The organism is Pseudodesulfovibrio karagichevae (assembly GCF_041414475.1).
Taxonomy (GTDB): Bacteria; Desulfobacterota; Desulfovibrionia; order Desulfovibrionales; family Desulfovibrionaceae; genus Pseudodesulfovibrio; species Pseudodesulfovibrio karagichevae.
The window spans coordinates 1-16254 of the sequence record NZ_JBGLYH010000073.1; the positions used below are offsets into that span (position 1 = coordinate 1).

At 63.0% G+C, this 16254-nt stretch carries 15 protein-coding genes; 7 read left to right on the forward strand and 8 right to left on the reverse strand.

Translation table 11 applies throughout. The features are described 5' to 3' along the window. Positions 1 to 298 precede the first annotated feature (298 nt). The 3 genes from AB6M95_RS17265 (at position 299) to AB6M95_RS17275 (ending at position 1952) form a co-directional block, all read left to right on the forward strand. Positions 299 to 1138, forward strand: a complete 840-nt coding sequence (locus AB6M95_RS17265) for a fumarate hydratase (RefSeq protein WP_371387992.1) — start codon at positions 299 to 301, stop codon at positions 1136 to 1138. Then, entirely contained in the window at positions 1138 to 1689 is a 552-nt protein-coding gene (locus tag AB6M95_RS17270) for a Fe-S-containing hydro-lyase (protein WP_371387993.1), read from the forward strand. The genes AB6M95_RS17265 and AB6M95_RS17270 overlap by 1 nt, the downstream gene beginning before the upstream one ends. Positions 1690 to 1781: 92 nt before the next feature. After that, the gene (locus AB6M95_RS17275) at positions 1782 to 1952 is read left to right on the forward strand and encodes a hypothetical protein (protein ID WP_338667209.1); all 171 of its coding nucleotides are present in this window, start codon (positions 1782 to 1784) and stop codon (positions 1950 to 1952) included. Between the two features lie 98 nt (positions 1953 to 2050). On the opposite strand, the gene AB6M95_RS17280 is transcribed toward AB6M95_RS17275, so the two are convergent. Continuing rightward, on the reverse strand, positions 2051 to 2803 hold the full coding sequence (locus tag AB6M95_RS17280; RefSeq protein ID WP_371387994.1) for a substrate-binding periplasmic protein: 753 nt from the start codon (positions 2801 to 2803) through the stop codon (positions 2051 to 2053). A gap of 382 nt (positions 2804 to 3185) precedes the next feature. Here AB6M95_RS17280 and AB6M95_RS17285 point away from each other — a divergent pair, with 382 nt between their 5' ends. From AB6M95_RS17285 to AB6M95_RS17295, 3 genes are read left to right on the forward strand one after another with little or no spacing between them, the layout of a single operon-like run. Further along, a complete protein-coding gene (locus tag AB6M95_RS17285) occupies positions 3186 to 4364 on the forward strand; it encodes an aminotransferase-like domain-containing protein (RefSeq protein ID WP_371387995.1) in 1179 nt (392 codons plus the stop codon). A 51-nt stretch (positions 4365 to 4415) separates the two neighbouring features. Then, a complete protein-coding gene (locus AB6M95_RS17290) occupies positions 4416 to 6125 on the forward strand; it encodes an FAD-dependent oxidoreductase (protein ID WP_371387996.1) in 1710 nt (569 codons plus the stop codon). A gap of 25 nt (positions 6126 to 6150) precedes the next feature. Then, on the forward strand, positions 6151 to 6546 hold the full coding sequence (locus AB6M95_RS17295) for a response regulator (RefSeq protein ID WP_371387997.1): 396 nt from the start codon (positions 6151 to 6153) through the stop codon (positions 6544 to 6546). A 200-nt stretch (positions 6547 to 6746) separates the two neighbouring features. Here AB6M95_RS17295 and AB6M95_RS17300 read toward each other — a convergent pair whose 3' ends face one another. From AB6M95_RS17300 to AB6M95_RS17320, 5 genes are all read right to left on the reverse strand, one after another. Continuing rightward, on the reverse strand, positions 6747 to 7754 hold the full coding sequence (locus AB6M95_RS17300) for an ABC transporter ATP-binding protein (protein WP_371387998.1): 1008 nt from the start codon (positions 7752 to 7754) through the stop codon (positions 6747 to 6749). Between the two features lie 2 nt (positions 7755 to 7756). After that, a complete protein-coding gene (locus AB6M95_RS17305; RefSeq protein WP_371387999.1) occupies positions 7757 to 8728 on the reverse strand; it encodes an ABC transporter ATP-binding protein in 972 nt (323 codons plus the stop codon). 3 nt (positions 8729 to 8731) lie between these two features. Beyond that, positions 8732 to 9649, reverse strand: a complete 918-nt coding sequence (locus AB6M95_RS17310; protein ID WP_371388000.1) for an ABC transporter permease — start codon at positions 9647 to 9649, stop codon at positions 8732 to 8734. Position 9650: 1 nt separating this feature from the next. Further along, the gene (locus AB6M95_RS17315; RefSeq protein WP_371388001.1) at positions 9651 to 10628 is read right to left on the reverse strand and encodes an ABC transporter permease; all 978 of its coding nucleotides are present in this window, start codon (positions 10626 to 10628) and stop codon (positions 9651 to 9653) included. A 171-nt stretch (positions 10629 to 10799) separates the two neighbouring features. Further along, the gene (locus AB6M95_RS17320; protein WP_371388002.1) at positions 10800 to 12425 is read right to left on the reverse strand and encodes an ABC transporter substrate-binding protein; all 1626 of its coding nucleotides are present in this window, start codon (positions 12423 to 12425) and stop codon (positions 10800 to 10802) included. 367 nt (positions 12426 to 12792) lie between these two features. On the opposite strand from AB6M95_RS17320, the gene AB6M95_RS17325 reads away from it, so the two are divergent. Then, the gene (locus AB6M95_RS17325; RefSeq protein WP_371388003.1) at positions 12793 to 13068 is read left to right on the forward strand and encodes a hypothetical protein; all 276 of its coding nucleotides are present in this window, start codon (positions 12793 to 12795) and stop codon (positions 13066 to 13068) included. On the opposite strand, the gene AB6M95_RS17330 is transcribed toward AB6M95_RS17325, so the two are convergent. Together AB6M95_RS17330 and AB6M95_RS17335 are read right to left on the reverse strand one after the other, a co-directional pair. Then, positions 13065 to 15611 (reverse strand): TIGR03960 family B12-binding radical SAM protein, encoded by a 2547-nt coding sequence (locus AB6M95_RS17330; RefSeq protein ID WP_371388004.1) that lies wholly within the window; start codon positions 15609 to 15611, stop codon positions 13065 to 13067. The genes AB6M95_RS17325 and AB6M95_RS17330 overlap by 4 nt on opposite strands. An 86-nt stretch (positions 15612 to 15697) precedes the next feature. After that, entirely contained in the window at positions 15698 to 16024 is a 327-nt protein-coding gene (locus AB6M95_RS17335; RefSeq protein WP_371388005.1) for a hypothetical protein, read from the reverse strand. Positions 16025 to 16254 lie beyond the last annotated feature (230 nt).

The following is a 16254-nucleotide window of genomic DNA, read 5'->3' on the forward strand; positions in this document are numbered from 1 at the left end:
AGAGGGAAACCCTTTGGAAAGGGCTTTCCCTCTCCCCTTCCCCCGGACCCCCATCCTCTCTCCCTTCCCAAACTTTTTGGGCCGCTTCGCGAGGGGAGCGGGGGGAGGTCGGGCCGTAGCACGGGGCTTTTCAATAGGTAAAAGGTGAGGTTCGTATCAACGCGCTCGCACGGCTTCGAGCGAAGCGAGCGATAAGAAGTTTTGGAGAGTCCAGAGAACCTTTTTCAAAAGGTTCTCTGGTCCCGCCGAAGGCGACCCCCGGTAGGGAGGCCTTCGGCATCAATCGGAGGCTAACTAAATGAGAGAGATTCAAGGAAAGGATGTCATCGAGGCCGTGGCCGGGATGTGCATGCGGGGCAACACGGAGTTGCCCGGCGATGTGCGTCGCAAGCTGGAGCGGGCCATGGCCGAGGAGGATTCCCCCTCGGCGGTGGAGGTCCTGCGCCAGTTGCTGGAGAACGCGGACCTGGCGAGTGACACCAAGTTGCCGCTGTGCCAGGACTGCGGGCTGGCCGTGCTGTTCGTGGAGGTCGGCGACGACTGCAAGGTGGTCGGCGGCAACCTGCGCGACCTGATCAACGAGGGCGTGCGCAAGGGGTACGCGGACGGGTACCTGCGCAAGTCCGCGTGCGACCCGTTGACCCGGGCCAACACCGGGGACGGCACCCCGGCGATCATTCATTTCGACATGGTCCCGGGCGACAGGTTGAAGATCGCCTACATGGCCAAGGGCGGCGGGGCCGAGAACATGTCCCGCGTGACCATGCTCGCCCCGGCCCAGGGCTGGGAGGGCATCAAGAAGTTCGTGATTGAGCGGGTGGCCGAGGCCGGTCCGAACCCGTGTCCGCCGACCATCATCGGCATCGGCATCGGCGGGACCTTCGAGCACGCGGCCAAGATCGCCAAGCGCGGCTTGTTGCGCAAGCTGGACGACGTTCATCCCGACCCCAAGGTCGCGGCCATGGAAAAGGAACTGGAGGAGGCCCTCAACGCGCTGGGCATCGGCCCCATGGGGTTGGGCGGCAAGACCACCGTGCTCGGCGTGAAGATCACCCTGGAACCGTGCCACCTGGCCAGCCTGCCGCTGGCGGTCAATGTTCAGTGCCACTCCCAGCGGCACGAGGAGGTCGTACTGTAATGGCCGAATACAAGCTGAACACGCCGCTGACGGACGGGGACATCGAACAGTTGAAGGCCGGGGACGTGGTCTTCCTGACCGGGATCATCTATTCCGCGCGCGACGCGGCCCACAAGAAGCTGGTGGAGCTGCTGGACGCGGGCAAGGAACTGCCCTTCGGACTCGAAGGCTCGGCCATCTACTACGTGGGCCCGAGCCCGGCCCCTCCAGGCCGTCCCATCGGCTCGGCCGGGCCGACCACCTCCTACCGCATGGACACCTACGCCCCGAGGCTGCACTCGCTGGGCATGAAGGCGTCCATCGGCAAGGGCAAGCGGTCGGACGAGGTCAAGGCGGCCATGAAGCAGTACAAGGGCGTCTACTTCGGGGCCACGGGCGGGGCGGGCGCGCTGCTGTCCAATTCCATCGTGGAATCCACGGTCATCGCCTTCGAGGAACTGGGGCCCGAGGCCGTACGCGAAATGAAAGTCAAGGATTTCCCGCTGCTGGTCATCAACGACTGCCACGGCGGCGAATTATACGTCAAACCGAGGCTTGACACTGCCGATTAATTGATTCACGAAAGGGGCGGGACGCAGGGTGTCCCGCCCCGATAAGCACACCGCGTCGGGGAGGTTTTAGTCCAGGATACCAGAGGTTTATCATGGAACATGCATACTTTGAGAACGTGGAAAACCACGAAGAAGCCAGCAAGAACGACAACATCTACACTCCGTATCCCGGTGCGGACGAAAAGTACGATGACGGTTCCGACTGGCGTCTCTACAATCCCGACAAATATCGCGACCCGAATTGGTCTCCGGATAAGGAATAATGCAAAAGGGGCCTCGCGGCCCCTTTCTACATTGTTTCGTATCCGTCAGGCATAGCTGACTCTTTCACCGTCTCTTCCTGCGGAATTGTCCTTCTCGCCTACTCGGCGAACATCCTGTCGAACAAGCTTCGGCCCTGCGGGCCGGTGGCCTTGATCTCCTGCAGCGCCCTGTTGAGCCGGTGGATCAGGCTGTCGTCCGTGTCGCGGCTGAAGGCGAAGTACAGGGGCTCCTCGTCGAAGGTGAAACAGACGGTGAAGTCCTCGGGCCGCAAGCCCATGCCCGCCAGATGGTAGGGCGCTCCGCGTTCGGTGGACGCGAACAGGTCCACCTCCCCTTTGTCGAGTTGCCGTAGGGCCTGGACATGGCTCGGGCTGCGCAGCAGCTCTTCCTCCCGCATGCCGCCGGAGAGCAGGGCCTTCTCCGGCCTGCTCCAGCGCACGGTGGCTATACGGTACCCCTTGAGTTGGTTTCTGGTGGGGATGAAGAGCTTGTCGCGCTTGCGGCCGATGAGCACGATCCTGGCCGTGGCCATGGGGCCGACCCACTTGTACAGGTGTTCGGTCTGTGGCGTGCGCTGGGCGTTGAGCAGGATGCGTTGCGGCTGCCGGGCCGCGCTTTCGTAGGCGTAGGCCCAGGGCATGAGCTTGATCTCGCTGTCGTTGATCGGGGTGCCGCACATGTCCATGATGGTGGTCAGGGTGGTCACCGCCATGCCCTTGACGGTCAGGCCGTTGCTGACGCAGTAGGGCGGGTAGGGCGCGCCCATGGCGATGAAATTCCCGGCCCGCGCGGCCGGCGCGGCGCCCAGGCTCAGGATGAGGAAGAGCGTGACGGCGAGTATGTGTTTCATGGTTTCCTTGCGGCTGGGATTTCTTAACAAATCCCCTGTCGGCAAGCAATATCCATTCCAGCGCCCTCGGGCGGGTAGTGCCTGTTCACCAGGTTTTTCGGCATATTGGGCTTGACTCTTTTTCGATAATAGTTATTTTTAATTTGCAATCGCCGTCATCGCCGGGCGGAGCGTTTCCGGGCCGGACGTGTGATGGCCGGACCGCATGGTACATGCATATTCTCCTCTTCTTGCCCCCTGAGGACCGGATTGATCCCCGGTCCTCTTCTTTTGCCCGTGGCGGTCCGGCGACGCGACGCGGATTTTCCTCCTGTCGGGTCGGCGCATCCCCTTGCAAGGGAATGGCTTTCAGAGTATCCCAAGTGGCTTGAAGGAGAAAATCATGTCCCAACATTTCGCCCGGAGGATGGGCACGGTTCACCGCTCGTTCATCCGGGAAATTCTGAAAGTCACGGCTGATCCGGAAATCATTTCCTTTGCTGGCGGTTTGCCCAACCCCGAACTCTTCCCCGTCGCCGCCATGGACGCGGCCGCCCATGAGGTCTTCAAGGACATCGGGGCCAGCGCCCTGCAGTACTCGACCACCGAGGGCGACGCGGGCCTGCGGGCCATCATCACCGAGCGGTACAAGAAGCGCGGCCTGACCGTGGACCCGGACACCATCCTGGTGACCACCGGCTCCCAGCAGATCCTCGACATCTGCGCCAAGGTCTTCATGGACCGGGGCAGCAAGGTGGTCATCGAGCGGCCCGGCTATCTCGGGGCCATCCAGGCGTTCTCGCTGTTCGAGCCCGAGTTTGTGCCCGTCTCTCTGGAGGAGGACGGACCGAACCTCGCCGAGCTGGAGGCTGCCTTCAAGGCCGGGGCCGAGTGCTTCTACGCGGTGCCCAACTTCCAGAACCCGTCGGGCGTCAGCTACTCCCTGGAGAAGCGCAAGGCTGTAGCGGCCCTGGCCGACCGGTACGGCGTGCTCTTCGTGGAGGACGACCCCTACGGCGAATTGCGTTTCCTGGGCGAGGACCTGCCGAGCGTCTTCTCCTTCTGCGAGAAGAAGGGGCTGCTGTGCGGCTCGTTCTCCAAGATCGCCGCGCCGGGCTTCCGCATCGGCTGGGTGGTCGCGCCGGAGAGGGATGTCTACGACAAGCTGGTCATCGCCAAGCAGGCGGCCGACCTGCACACCTCCACCGTGGCCCAGGCGATCATGCGCCGCTACCTGGAGACCAACGACATCGAGTCCCACGTGGCCCTGATCAAGGATCGCTACGGCCGCCAGCGGGAGTGCATGGTCGAGATGATCGGCCGGTATTTCCCGGAGGGCGTGACCATCACCAAGCCCGAGGGAGGCATGTTCCTGTGGGTGACCATGCCCGAAGGCTGTTCGAGCATGGAGCTTCTGGACATGGCCATCAAGGACAAGGTGGCCTTCGTGCCCGGCAGGCCGTTCTATGTGGACGGCTCGGGCGAGAACACCCTGCGCCTGAACTTCTCCAATTCGGACGAGGCCCGGATCGAAGAGGGCATCAAGCGCCTCGGCAAGTCCATCGCTTCGTTCCTGAAGTAACGCGGCGGGCGCGAGGGACGCTCGCGGCTCAAGATACCAAGGATGAGTTTTATGTCTCAGCACATTGTTGTCATCGGCGGCGTGGCCCTCGGGCCCAAGGCCGCCTGCCGTTTCAAACGACTGGAACCCGAATCCAAGGTCACCATGATCGACCAGACCGCCATGATCTCCTATGGCGGTTGCGGCATCCCTTATTACGTGTCCGGCGACGTGTCGGACGCCTCCGAGCTGTGCACCACCAGCTTTCACATGCTGCGCGACCCCAAGTTCTTCAAGGAAGTCAAGGGGGTGGATGTCCGTATCCTGACCAAGGCCACGCGCATCGACCGCAAGAACAAGCGCGTGGAGGTGGAGAACGTCCAGACCGGCGAGAAAGAAACCATTTCCTACGACAAGCTGGTCATCGCCACCGGCGCGTCCCCGCGCAAGCTGGGGCTGCCCGGCGAGGACCTGAAGGGCGTCAACTACGTGGCCAACCCCGGCGACGCCACGCGCATCCGCGAGGCCATCTCCAAGGGCGAGGTGGGCAACGCCGTGATCATCGGCGCGGGCTTCATCGGCCTGGAAATGGCCGAGGCCTTCGCCGACATGTGGGGCGTGGAAACCTCGGTGGTCGAGATCACCGGCCAGATCATGCCCCGCCTGGTCAGCCCGACCCTGGCCACCATGGGCCGCAAGCACATGGAGGAGAACGGCGTCACCTTCTATTTCGGCGAGACCGTCAAGGCCATCGAGGGCGAGGACGGCGTGGTCAAGCGCGTGATCACCAGCGAGCGCGTGCTCGACGCGGACGCCGTGATCATCTCCGCGGGCGTGGTCCCCAACTCGGGCATCGCCAAGGAGGCCGGGCTGGCCGTGCACGAGCGCGGCGGGGTTTACGTGGACGAGTTCATGCGCACCAACGACCCGGACATCTACGCGGGCGGCGACTGCTGCATCGTCCCGAACCTGGTCACCGGCCAGGACGCCTTCCTGCCGCTGGGCTCCATGGCCAACCGCCAGGGCCGCATCATCGGCACCAACCTGGCGGGCGGCTCGGCCAAGTTCGACGGCGTGGTCGGCTCGTTCGTGGTCAAGTTGTTCGAGACCTCCATGGCGGGCACGGGGTTAAGCCTGGATTCCGCCAAGGCGGCCGGTTTCGACGCCATGTCCGTGTTGCTCATCCAGCTGGACCGGGCGCATTTCTACCCGACCAAGGAGCTGATGACGCTGGAGATGGTCGTGGACAAGCCCACCCGCCGCGTGCTCGGCGTGCAGGGCTTCGGTTCTTCGGGCGACGCCATGGTGGGCCGCATCAACGCGGTGGCCGCCATCCTCAAGTCGTCCCCGACCATCGACGACGTGTCCAACATGGAGCTGGCCTATTCCCCGCCGTTTGCCGCGGCCATGGACATCCTGAATTCCCTGGCCAACCTGGCGGACAACGCCTTGGCGGGCATCAACCGGGGCGTAGGCCCGGCCGGGTTCAAGGAGCTGTGGGACAACCGCGACAAGGACGCCTGTTTCTTCCTGGACTGCCGGGAAAAGGGCGACGCCGATCCGTTCGTGGAGCGCAACCCGGAATTCTGGCACAATGTCCCGCAGGGCGAGATCTACAACCGTCTGGACGAGATCCCCACGGACCGGCCCATCGTGCTGGTCTGCAACACCGGGGCGCGTTCCTACGAAGCGCAGATCATGCTCGACGAGAAGGGCTACAAGGATGTGACCAACATCCACGGCGGCATGGCGGCCATCAAGAAGTACGGCATCGATCTTTAGCAACGAGACAAGCGCTGGAGGCGGCGTGCGGTTCCTGATAGTCGACGACGACGAGAGCATGCATCTCTTTCTGCAGGTCATCCTGGCCCCCTACGGGGAGTGCGCCACGGCTTCGACAGGCGAGAGCGCGGTGGAGATGTTTTCGAATGCCCGGGACGAGGGGCGCCCTTTCGACATGGTTTTCATGGACATCCTCATGCCCGGCATGGACGGCCACCAGGCGGCGGAGCTCATGCGCGCGAGGGAGCAAAAGGACGGCGTGGCCGAACCCGACAGCTTCAAACTGGCCATGATCACCTGCGTGGTGGACGACACCAGCGTGGACAGGGCGTTCTTCAATACCAGGGCGTGCATCTACATCGTCAAGCCCCTGGACCGGGACAAGGTGGTCAGCGAGCTCAAGGAGCACTTCATCATCTAGCTCATTGAATAATTGTGAAACCAGAACGGCGCACTCTCAAAGAGTGCGCCGTTTTTTATTCAACGATAAATAGCTGGCTCACCCCGCGAAGCGGCCACAAAAAGTTTAGGAAGGGAGAGAGGATGGGGGCCCGGGGGAAGGGGAGAGGGACAACCCTTTTCAAAGGGTTTCCCTCTCCCCTTCCCCCGGCTGCCTGAGGCCTATATGCGGCCTTCCTCGACGCCGTGGCAGGCGACCACGGTGCCGTTGTCGATCGTGCGCTGCTTGGGGATTTCCCGGGAGCAGCGCTCGTTGGCGTGCGGGCACCGGCCGTGGAAGACGCAGCCGGTGGGCAGGTTGATGGGCGTGGGCACGTCGCCGGACAGCTTGACGTGTCCCCCGGCCTGGCCTCCGAGCCTCGGGATGGCGGACAGCAGGGCCTGGGTATAGGGATGCTTCGGGCTGGTGAACAGCTCCTTGGCCGTGGCCAGCTCGCAGACGCAGCCGAGGTACATGACCAGCACGCGGCTGGAGATGTGCTCGACCACGCTCAGGTCGTGGCTGATGAACAGGTAGGTCAGGCCGCGCTGTTCCTGGGCGTCCATGAGCAGGTTGAGGATCTGGGCCTGGATGGACACGTCGAGCGCGGCGATGGGCTCGTCGGCCGCGATGAATTCAGGATCGAGGACCAGGGCGCGGGCGATGGAGATGCGCTGGCGCTGGCCGCCGGAGAACTCGTGCGGGAAGTTGGTGGCCCAGACCGGATCCACGCCCACCTGGCACATGACCTCGGCCACGCGGTCGCGGACCTCGTCGCGGTTCATGTCCGGGTTGTGGAAGCGGACCGGCTCCTCCAGAATCTGGCGCACGGTCATGCGCGGGTTGAGCGAGGCGTACGGGTCCTGGAAGACCATCTGCATCTTGGTCCGGTAGGGGAGCATCTTGCCGGAGCTCAGGTTGTCGATGCGCGCGCCCCGGTAGTGGATCTCGCCCTTGTTGGGCCGGTACAGGCCCATGACCGTGCGGGCCAGGGTGGACTTGCCGCAGCCGGACTCGCCGACCACGCTCAGGGTCTCGCCCGCCTGAACGTCCAGGGAGACGCTGTTGACCGCCTTGACCACGGTCTTCCTGCGGCTGATTTTGCCGCCGGTGAACCGGAGCTGGTCGATGACCGAGCCGGATATGTCGAAGTGTTTGTCGATGTCCTTGACTTCGAGGATGGCACTCATGGTTACTCGCCTCCTTCGCATTCGAAACAGGCGACTTGCGTGCCGCATGCGAGTTCATGGAGTTTCGGTATCTCCGTCTTGCAGCGCTCGGCACAGATCGTACAGCGAGGTTCGAACGGGCAGCCCTTGGGCATGTTCAGCAGGGAGGGCATCATGCCGGGGATCTGGTTGAGCCGCCTCTTTCCGCCCGCCATCTGCGGCAGGGCCTGGATGAGCCCCTTGGTGTAGGGATGCTGCGGGTTGGAGATGAGCTGGTCGGCCCTGCCGAGTTCGACCACCTTGCCCGCATAGAGCACGGCGATGCGCTGGGTGACCTCGGAGACCACGGCCAGGTCATGGGTGATCAGGATGAGCCCCATGTTCTCCTTTTCGCAGAGCTCCAGGAGTAGGTCCATGATCTCGGCCTGAATGGTCACGTCGAGCGCCGTGGTGGGCTCGTCCGCGATGATCAGCTTGGGGCTGGTCAGCAGCGAGATGGCGATGACGATGCGCTGGCGCATGCCGCCGGAGAACTCGTGCGGGTACTGCTTGAGCCGTTTTTCCGGGGAGGGGATGTAGACCTTGCGTAGCTTGTCCAGGCAGATGGCCTCGGCTTCCTTGTCCGAGACGTTCATGTGGGCCAGGATGGTCTCCTTCATCTGGGTGCCGATGGTCAGCACCGGGTTGAGCGTCATCATCGGATCCTGGAAGATCATGGAGATGTCGTTGCCCCGGATGTGCCGCATCTGGTCGTCGTTGAGCTTGGTCAGGTCGCGGCCGTCGAAGAGTATCCGGCCGCCGGTGATCCTGCCTGGCTTGGAGATGAGGTTGATGATCGAGAAGCCGAGCACGGACTTGCCCGCGCCGGACTCGCCGACAATGCCGAGGCGTTCGCCCTTGTTGATGACCAGGCTGACGTCGCGTACGGCCCGGACCCTGCCGGAGCGCAGCTCGAAGTCCACGCGCAGGTTTTGGATGTCTATGAGTTTTTCCACGCCTTACCCCTTGTAGAGTTTGGGGTTGAGGAAGTCCCGGACCCAGTCGCCCAGGAGATTGATGACCAGGATCAGGGTGACCAGCAGGATGCCGGGGAAGATGGTGATCCACCAGGAACCGGAGAAGATGTACTCGAAACCGGCGGTGATCAGTGATCCCAGCGAGGGCTTGGTCACGGGCATGCCCAGTCCCAGGAAGGACAGGGCCGCTTCGCTCATGATCGCGTTGGCCACCTGGACCGTGGAGATGACGAGGACCGGGGAGAGGGTGTTGGGCAGGATGTGCCGCCACATGATCCGGATCTTGGACAGGCCAATGATCCGGGCCGCCTCCACGTATTCCTTCTTGCGTTCGGCCAGCACCGAGGCGCGCACAGTGCGGGCGTATTGCGGCCATTCCGCCAGGCCGATGATGACGATGATCAGGGGCACGGCCACCTCGTCGTATCCGGCCACGCCAAAGGCGGCCTGGACGATGGCGCCGATGAAGATGGCCACCATGTAGGTGGAGAACGACAGCTGGACGTCGGCTATGCGCATGAGGATGTTGTCCAGCCGCTTGATGTATCCGGAGAGCAGGCCGACCACGATGCCGAGGAAGGCCTGGAGACAGACCGCGCCGATGCCGATGAGGATGGACACGCGCATGCCGTAGAGCATGGTCGAGAGCATGTCGCGTCCCTGGGCGTCGGTGCCGAGCAGGAATTGCGGATTGCCGCCGTGTTCCCAGATCGGCGGGATCTGGGCGTTCATGATGTCGATGGTCTTGGTGTTGTACGGATCGTGCGGGGCGATGATCGGCGCGGCGAAGGCGGTGAAGAACAGCACCGCCAGGATGACGAAGCAGGTCACGGCCATGGGGTCGCGCAGGAAGCTGTAGAGCATGTAGGATTCTTTGAAGCGTTGCCAGCGGGTTCTCATGCTACTGCCTCCCTGCCACGCGGACCGTGGGGTTGACCAGGCCGTAGATGATGTCCACCAGCGTGTTCACGAGCACGAACACGATGCCCACGAAGACCAGGTAGGCGACCATGAGCGAGGTGTCGGAACGCTCCACGGACTCGATGAACATGGAGCCCATGCCCTGCCACTGGAACACGGTCTCGGTCAGGATGGTGAAGGCCACCATGATGCCGAGCTGCACGCCGCCCACGGTGATGACCGGGAGCAGGGTGTTCTTGAAGGCGTGGACGATCCAGACGCGCCAGGGCTTGATGCCCTTGGCCCAGGCGAACTTGACGTATTCGCTCTCCAGCACTTCCATCATCTCGGAGCGGATGAGGCGGATGAACAGCGGGAGCATGATGGAGGAGAGGGCGATGGACGGCATGATCAGGTGCTTGAGGCCGTCCGCCGTGACCATGCCGCTGTCCCACCAGCCGAACAGGAGCACGGTCTGCCCCCGTCCGTAGGACGGCAGCCAGTGCAGTTCCACGGAAAAAATGTAGATGAGCAGGATGGCCGTCAGAAAGACGGGCATGGACACCCCGACGATGGACCCGCCCATGACGAACCGGGAAAAAAGGCTCTTGGGCCGGATGGCCGAATAGATGCCGAGCGGAATGGACAGAACCACGATGATCAGCGCGGCGCAGAAGACCAGTTCCAGGGTGGCCGGGGCCTTTTTGACGATGACTTCGGTGGCCGGTTTCTTGAAGAAGTAGCTCTGGCCCAGATCGCCGTGCAGGGCGTCGCGCAAAAAGCGCACGTACTGCACCGGGAACGGGTCGTTGAGGCCCAGACGATCGCGGATCTGCGCCCGCTCGGCCGCCGTGACCCGCTGCCCCACAAGGTCGCGGACGGGATCGCCGAAATTGTGTTTGATGGCGAATCCGATGAAGCTGATGATCAGCATGACGATCACGGCTTGCAGGATTCGTTTTACGGTGAATGCAAACATGTTGACTCGTTGACGTTTTATGTTCTCCGGCCACGGAATTGTGGGCCGGGCTCGGGGGATGGACCGCAACAGTACCGGCCTTGAGGCCGTGTTTTGTATGAAAGGGGAACCCTGGCGAGGCCGGGGTTCCCCTTTATTGTTATTTTACGGTTAATGCAAGCCGTCAGAACGTTAGTTGATGACCAGGTCGCCGAAGTACGGGAAGTTCATGACGTTCACGATGTCTTCGGTGTTCATGTTGGACTTGGAGGCCCAGGACAGGTTCTGCCAGTGCAGCGGGATGAAGCCGGCTTCGTTGTACTGGATTTCCTCGACTTCCTGCAGGTCGGCGGCGCGCTTGGCCGGGTCGGTCTCGGTCTGGGCGGCCAGGGTCAGCTCGTCCACCTTGGGGTTGCAGTAGTTGCCGGAGTTGTACTGGCCGTAGCCGGTCTCGGCGTTGCGGCACATGGACAGGAACTCGAAGAAGTTGCCGGAGTCCTCGGTGTCGGAGTGCCAGCCGATCATCTGAATGTCGGCCACCTGAGCGTCGAACTGATCCCAGTACTGCGCCTTGGGCATGGTCTTCAGGGAGATCTTGATGCCGAGCTTGGACATCATGGAGGCGAAGGCTTCGGCGATCTTCTCGTCGTTCACGTAGCGGTTGTTGGGGGCGATCATGGTCGCCTCGAAACCGTTGGGGAAGCCGGACTCGGCCATCAGGGACTTGGCCTTGTCGAGGTCAAAGCGGGGCACCAGGGAGTCAACATGGCCGACGTAGCCCTTGGGGGACATCTGGCCGGCCGCGGTGGCGAAGCCGTTCATGATCTTCTCGACCACGCCCTGGTTGTCATAGGCATAGGCCATGGCCAGGCGGACCTTGGGATCGGCCAAGGCCGGGTTGCTCTTCTCGTTCAGCTGGAAGGTGATGATGCGCGAGCCGGACATGGTCACAAGCTGCAGGCCTTCGGTGGAACGGATGCGGTCCAGGTCCTGCGGAGGCACGGGCATGACGAAGTCTACGTCGCCGGACATGAGCGCAGCGGTGCGGGTGGCGTCATTCTTGATCGGGGAGAGGACGATCTCCTCGACGTTGCCGGTGTCCTTGTTCCAGTAGTCCTTGAACCGGGTGAAGACGGTCTTCACGCCCTGCTCGCGGCTGGTGACCATGAAGGGACCGGTGCCGGACTCGTTCTCGTTGGCAAAGGAGTAGTCGGTCTTGAGGATGAGGTCCTTGGCCTTGCCCTTGTCGTCGGTGCCGGTGTAGAACAGGCTGTCCATGGGGAAGACGTAGGTGGCCATGTTCAGCACCAGGCCGTAGGGCTTCTTGGTGACCAGGTCCACGGTGTAGTCGTCCACGGCCACGGCGCCGGTGAAGGGCTCGAAGAGACCCTTGAAGTCGTCGGATTTCTTCAGGCGGTCCAGGGTGAAGACCACGTCCTTGGCGGTGAAGTCGTTGCCGGAATGGAACTTGACGCCCTTGCGCAGATGGAAGCGCATGGTCAGGTCGTCGATGCGTTCCCAGCTTTCGGCCAGACGCGGAACGAAATTCATGTCCTTGTCGTAACGGACCAGCGGGTCAAAGACCATGTGGGAGTACTGCAACATGCCGCCGGACAGCTGGACATGAGGATCAAGGGACACCGGGTCGGCATCCATGGCGAGCTTGAGGGTGACTTTTCCAGGAGCAGCGGGGGCGGCTTTCTCGGCTGCCTCTTTTTTCTCCTCGCCGCTGCAGCCGACCAGCATGAGGGCGGCGACCAGCAGGGAGAGAACGAGCAGGGAGAATTTGCCGGCGGTTTTGAACGTCGACGCTTTCATAGGTTATTCCTCCATAAATTAATCCGATTGCGCCAGCAGCGGCGCGTTCCATACCTCTCTTGCACCCCTTCGGGCGCGGTCCGAAAAACAGTCTGCCGCAGGGGTTGCATGCAACCCCCGAGGCGGCGTAGTTTCCTCGGACGAAAACGAAACATTCATACACGCTTCGTCGGGCTTTAACAATAGCGTAATGAATTTGACGACGCACTTGCGGAGGCGAATCTTGTTCAAAAAAATTGCATTTTGGGCATTCTGCCCGTTTTTTATTCTGGTTTTGAACGCATGCTCCGGTTCTTCTTCAGTCAATGGCGGGCTGTCGCCCGTTGAAACGATTGTTTTAGACGAAGATTACAGCACCGCCCTGCAGGTGGAAAAGAGCCAGGTTTTCGCCCTGGACGTGCTCAGGCCGACGGCAAAGGGATATTATATCACCGGAGCGGTCTTCGATCCGGAGATGCTCCGCATGGAGCGGTATCTGGAATATGACGACGACGGCGAGCCCCGGGCGCGCTACCTGTTCACCGCCCTGCAGGAGGGCTCGACGGACGTGCTCGTCCGCATGACCCCAGTTGTCGGGGGAGACGTGGCCACCTACCGGCAGGTCACCGTGACCATCGGTTCGAGCGGCGGCCTGTTCGGTTAGGCGTCCCCGTCCGGGTCCGGCTTGAAACGCTGTTCGGTCTTGAGCAGGGTGAAGTCGAGCAGCCCGGCGTCCCCCATGACGTTGGTGCACAGGGCCAGCGGGCTCATGTACTCCTCGCGCCAGTCCAGGACCAGGGTCAGGCCGTCCTCGTTCTCGGCCATCTCGCGGACCATGGGCCGCAGGTCCACCTGCTTGGGCTTGCCCTTCTTGGTCTTCTTCTCGATGAAATGGTGTTCCGAGGCCATGAACGCCCTCCACTGGTCGCGGCGGCGCTCCTCGTCGCGGGCAAAGCACAGGGTGAAGACCTCTTCCACGGCCTGGGACTGCTTGCGGCCCATGGACAGCCGTTCCGCCTGGAGAATGGCGAGCCCCCTGGGCATGTTCCGCCCGAGGCGGTCGACCACCTCGTCCGGGCCGAAGTCCTCGCGCAGGAACACGTTGATCCATTCGCTCAGGCTCTCCACGCCCACGGGCAGCGCCTTGCCGAAGGACAACCTCGGCATGGGGTGGAACCCGGCGGAAAAGGCCATGGGCAGCCGGGCCCGGCGGAAGGCGCGCTCGAACACGGCCTGCAGCTCCAGTTGGCTGAGGAAGGCGGCCGGGCCGGTCTTCTCGTACCACACCCGGTAGTGGGCCGCCTTGCCGGTCAGGTCCGGCTTCTCCACGGTGTAGGGCGGCTGTTCGCCTTCCTGGTCCCGCTGCGGAAAGACCAGCCTGGGGCGGATGTCCTTGTTCCCGGCCTGTCCCTTCAGGGTCGAGACCCGGCCGTCGAACTGGCAGACGCCGCAGTTGCGGCACGCCCCGTAGCGGCAGTCGTCGGTGATCTTCCCGGCCAGGGCGCGTTCGCGCTCCTTGAGCAGGAACCGCTTGGTCAGGCCGCTGGACAGGTGGTCCCAGGGCAGCGGCCCTTCCGGGTCGCGCGGGCCGGTGAATTCGTTCCAGTCCAGCCCGGCCTCGTCCATGGCCTCACGGTAGGGCGCAAGGCGCAGATGGTCCTTCCAGCTGGAGAAGAGCGCGCCCTTGGCGTAGGCCCGCTCGACCACTTCGGCCAGACGGCGGTCGCCGCGTGAGAAGACCCCTTCGAGCGAGGTCATCTCGGGCTCGTGGTACTTGATGGAAATGCGTTTGTGCGGGCGGAAGATGTTCCGCAGGTGGTCGATGCGCCGGTAAATCTCATCCAGCGGAATCTGCGGCTCCCACTGGAACGGGGTGTGCGGCTTGGGCACGAAGGGCGAGACCGCCGCTGTGACCTGCAGCCTCTTTATGTGCCGTCCGGCCGCGTCGCGCACCTTGAGGCAGAGGTCCAGGATGGCGTCCAGGTCCTCGTCCGTCTCGGTGGGCAGGCCGATCATGAAGTAGAGCTTCACGCCCTGCCAGCCGTTTTCGAAGAGCAGGCGAACGTGCTCGATGAGCCCGGCCTCGTCCACGCCCTTGTTGATCACGTCCCGCAGCCGCTGGCTGCCCGCCTCCGGGGCGATGGTCGCGCCCGTGCGCCGGATGGACGAGATGCGCTCCATGATCGGCGCGGACAGGGAGCCGACCCTCAGGGACGGCAGTGAAATGGCAATCTGTTCGGCCGCACACTTGTCGAAGCTGCGGGTGAAGAGGGTGTCCAGGCCGGAGAAGTCGCCGGTGGACAGCGATAGCATGGAGGTCTCCTCGTACCCGGTCTCGGCCAGGCCGTCGGTCAGGATGGCGTCCAGGCCGTTGAGTGAGCGCTCGCGCACCGGGCGGTAGATCATGCCCGCCTGGCAGAACCGGCAGCCGCGCGTGCAGCCCCGGGCGATCTCCATGGTTAGCCGGTCGTGGATGGCCCCGAAGGGAATGGTCTGCCCCGTGGGGAACGGCGTGCGGTCGAGGTCGTCCACCACGGCCTTTTCCACGGTCTCGTATCCTTCCTTGAGCGGTTTCAGCGGCTTGCCCGGTCCTTCGTCCTCAAAGAACGACGGGACGTACAGCCCCGGAATTTCGGTCAGGGACTCCAGCAGTTCCCGCTTGGACAGCCCGCCGTCCTTGGCCCGCTCCACGGCGGCCAGCAGGGCGACCATGGCCTCCTCCCCGTCGCCGATGACCATGGCGTCGAAGAACGGGGCCACGGGCTCGGCGTTGAAGGCCGCGCCGCCGCCCGCCACGATGAGCGGCAGCGGCTCCTCCCTGTCCGCGCTGCGGAAGGGGATGCCCGCCAGGTCGAGCATGTACAGGATGTTCGTGTAGCACAGCTCGTGGGTCAGGCTGAACCCGACGACGTCCATGTCCTTGAGCGGGCTATCGGACTCCAGGGTGGCCAGGGGAACATTGTGCTCGCGCAGGATGTTCCCGGCCTCCTCGTCGGGGGTGAAGACCCGTTCTGCCCAGAAATTCGGCTGCGCGTTCAGCGTCTTGGACAATATTTTCTGGCCGAGGTAGGACATGCCCACCTCGTACATGTCGGGAAAGGCCAGGGCGCACCGCACGGTCACGGTGGACGGGTCCTTGAACACGGCGCCCCATTCGCTGCCGATGTAGCGCGAGGGACGGGGGAGGATGGGCAGAAGTTCTTTCATTATCTCGGATGGTTCGGGGAACGGAAAAACGGGGTTGGCTCGCATGAACCAGCCCCGTTCAAAATAGCAGGTTTCGCTTGGGTCGGCTAGCCGAGATCCAGGCCGCCGCCCGCGCCGCTCATGCCGGACAGGTCGAGCCCGCCGCTGGACAGGGATATGTTGGTCTTGGCTTCGATGTATTTGGTCTTCAGCTCTTCGGGGCAGTTCTTGTACTCGAACAGGACGTGGCTCTGGGCGATCTTGCCCTGCATTTCCTGGTCGAAGGGATATCCGTAGGGCAGCAGGACCATCTGGGTGCCCTGTTGGGTAGGCATGGCCTGCAGGATGGCGGGGTCCTCGATGTCGCTGCCGACATAGTTGCCGACAACCATCTCGCCGCTGACCAGTTTGACCAGCCGAATGTCATAACTCATGGTGCTCTCCTTGAAAGTAGTGGTGGGTCCTTAAGTAGGTACCGCCCTCCGCGCTGTCAAGAAGAGCCGTGAATTGCCTCCGGCGGCCGGGGGAAGGGGAGAGGGGAACCCTTTGAGAAAAGGGTTCCCTGTGCAACCGGAAACATGGGTAACAGTTCTGCCCGGGTACATGGGTAACACTTTTATTGTTCGTCCACCGGTTCCGGGGGCCTGATCAGGCCCCCGGAACC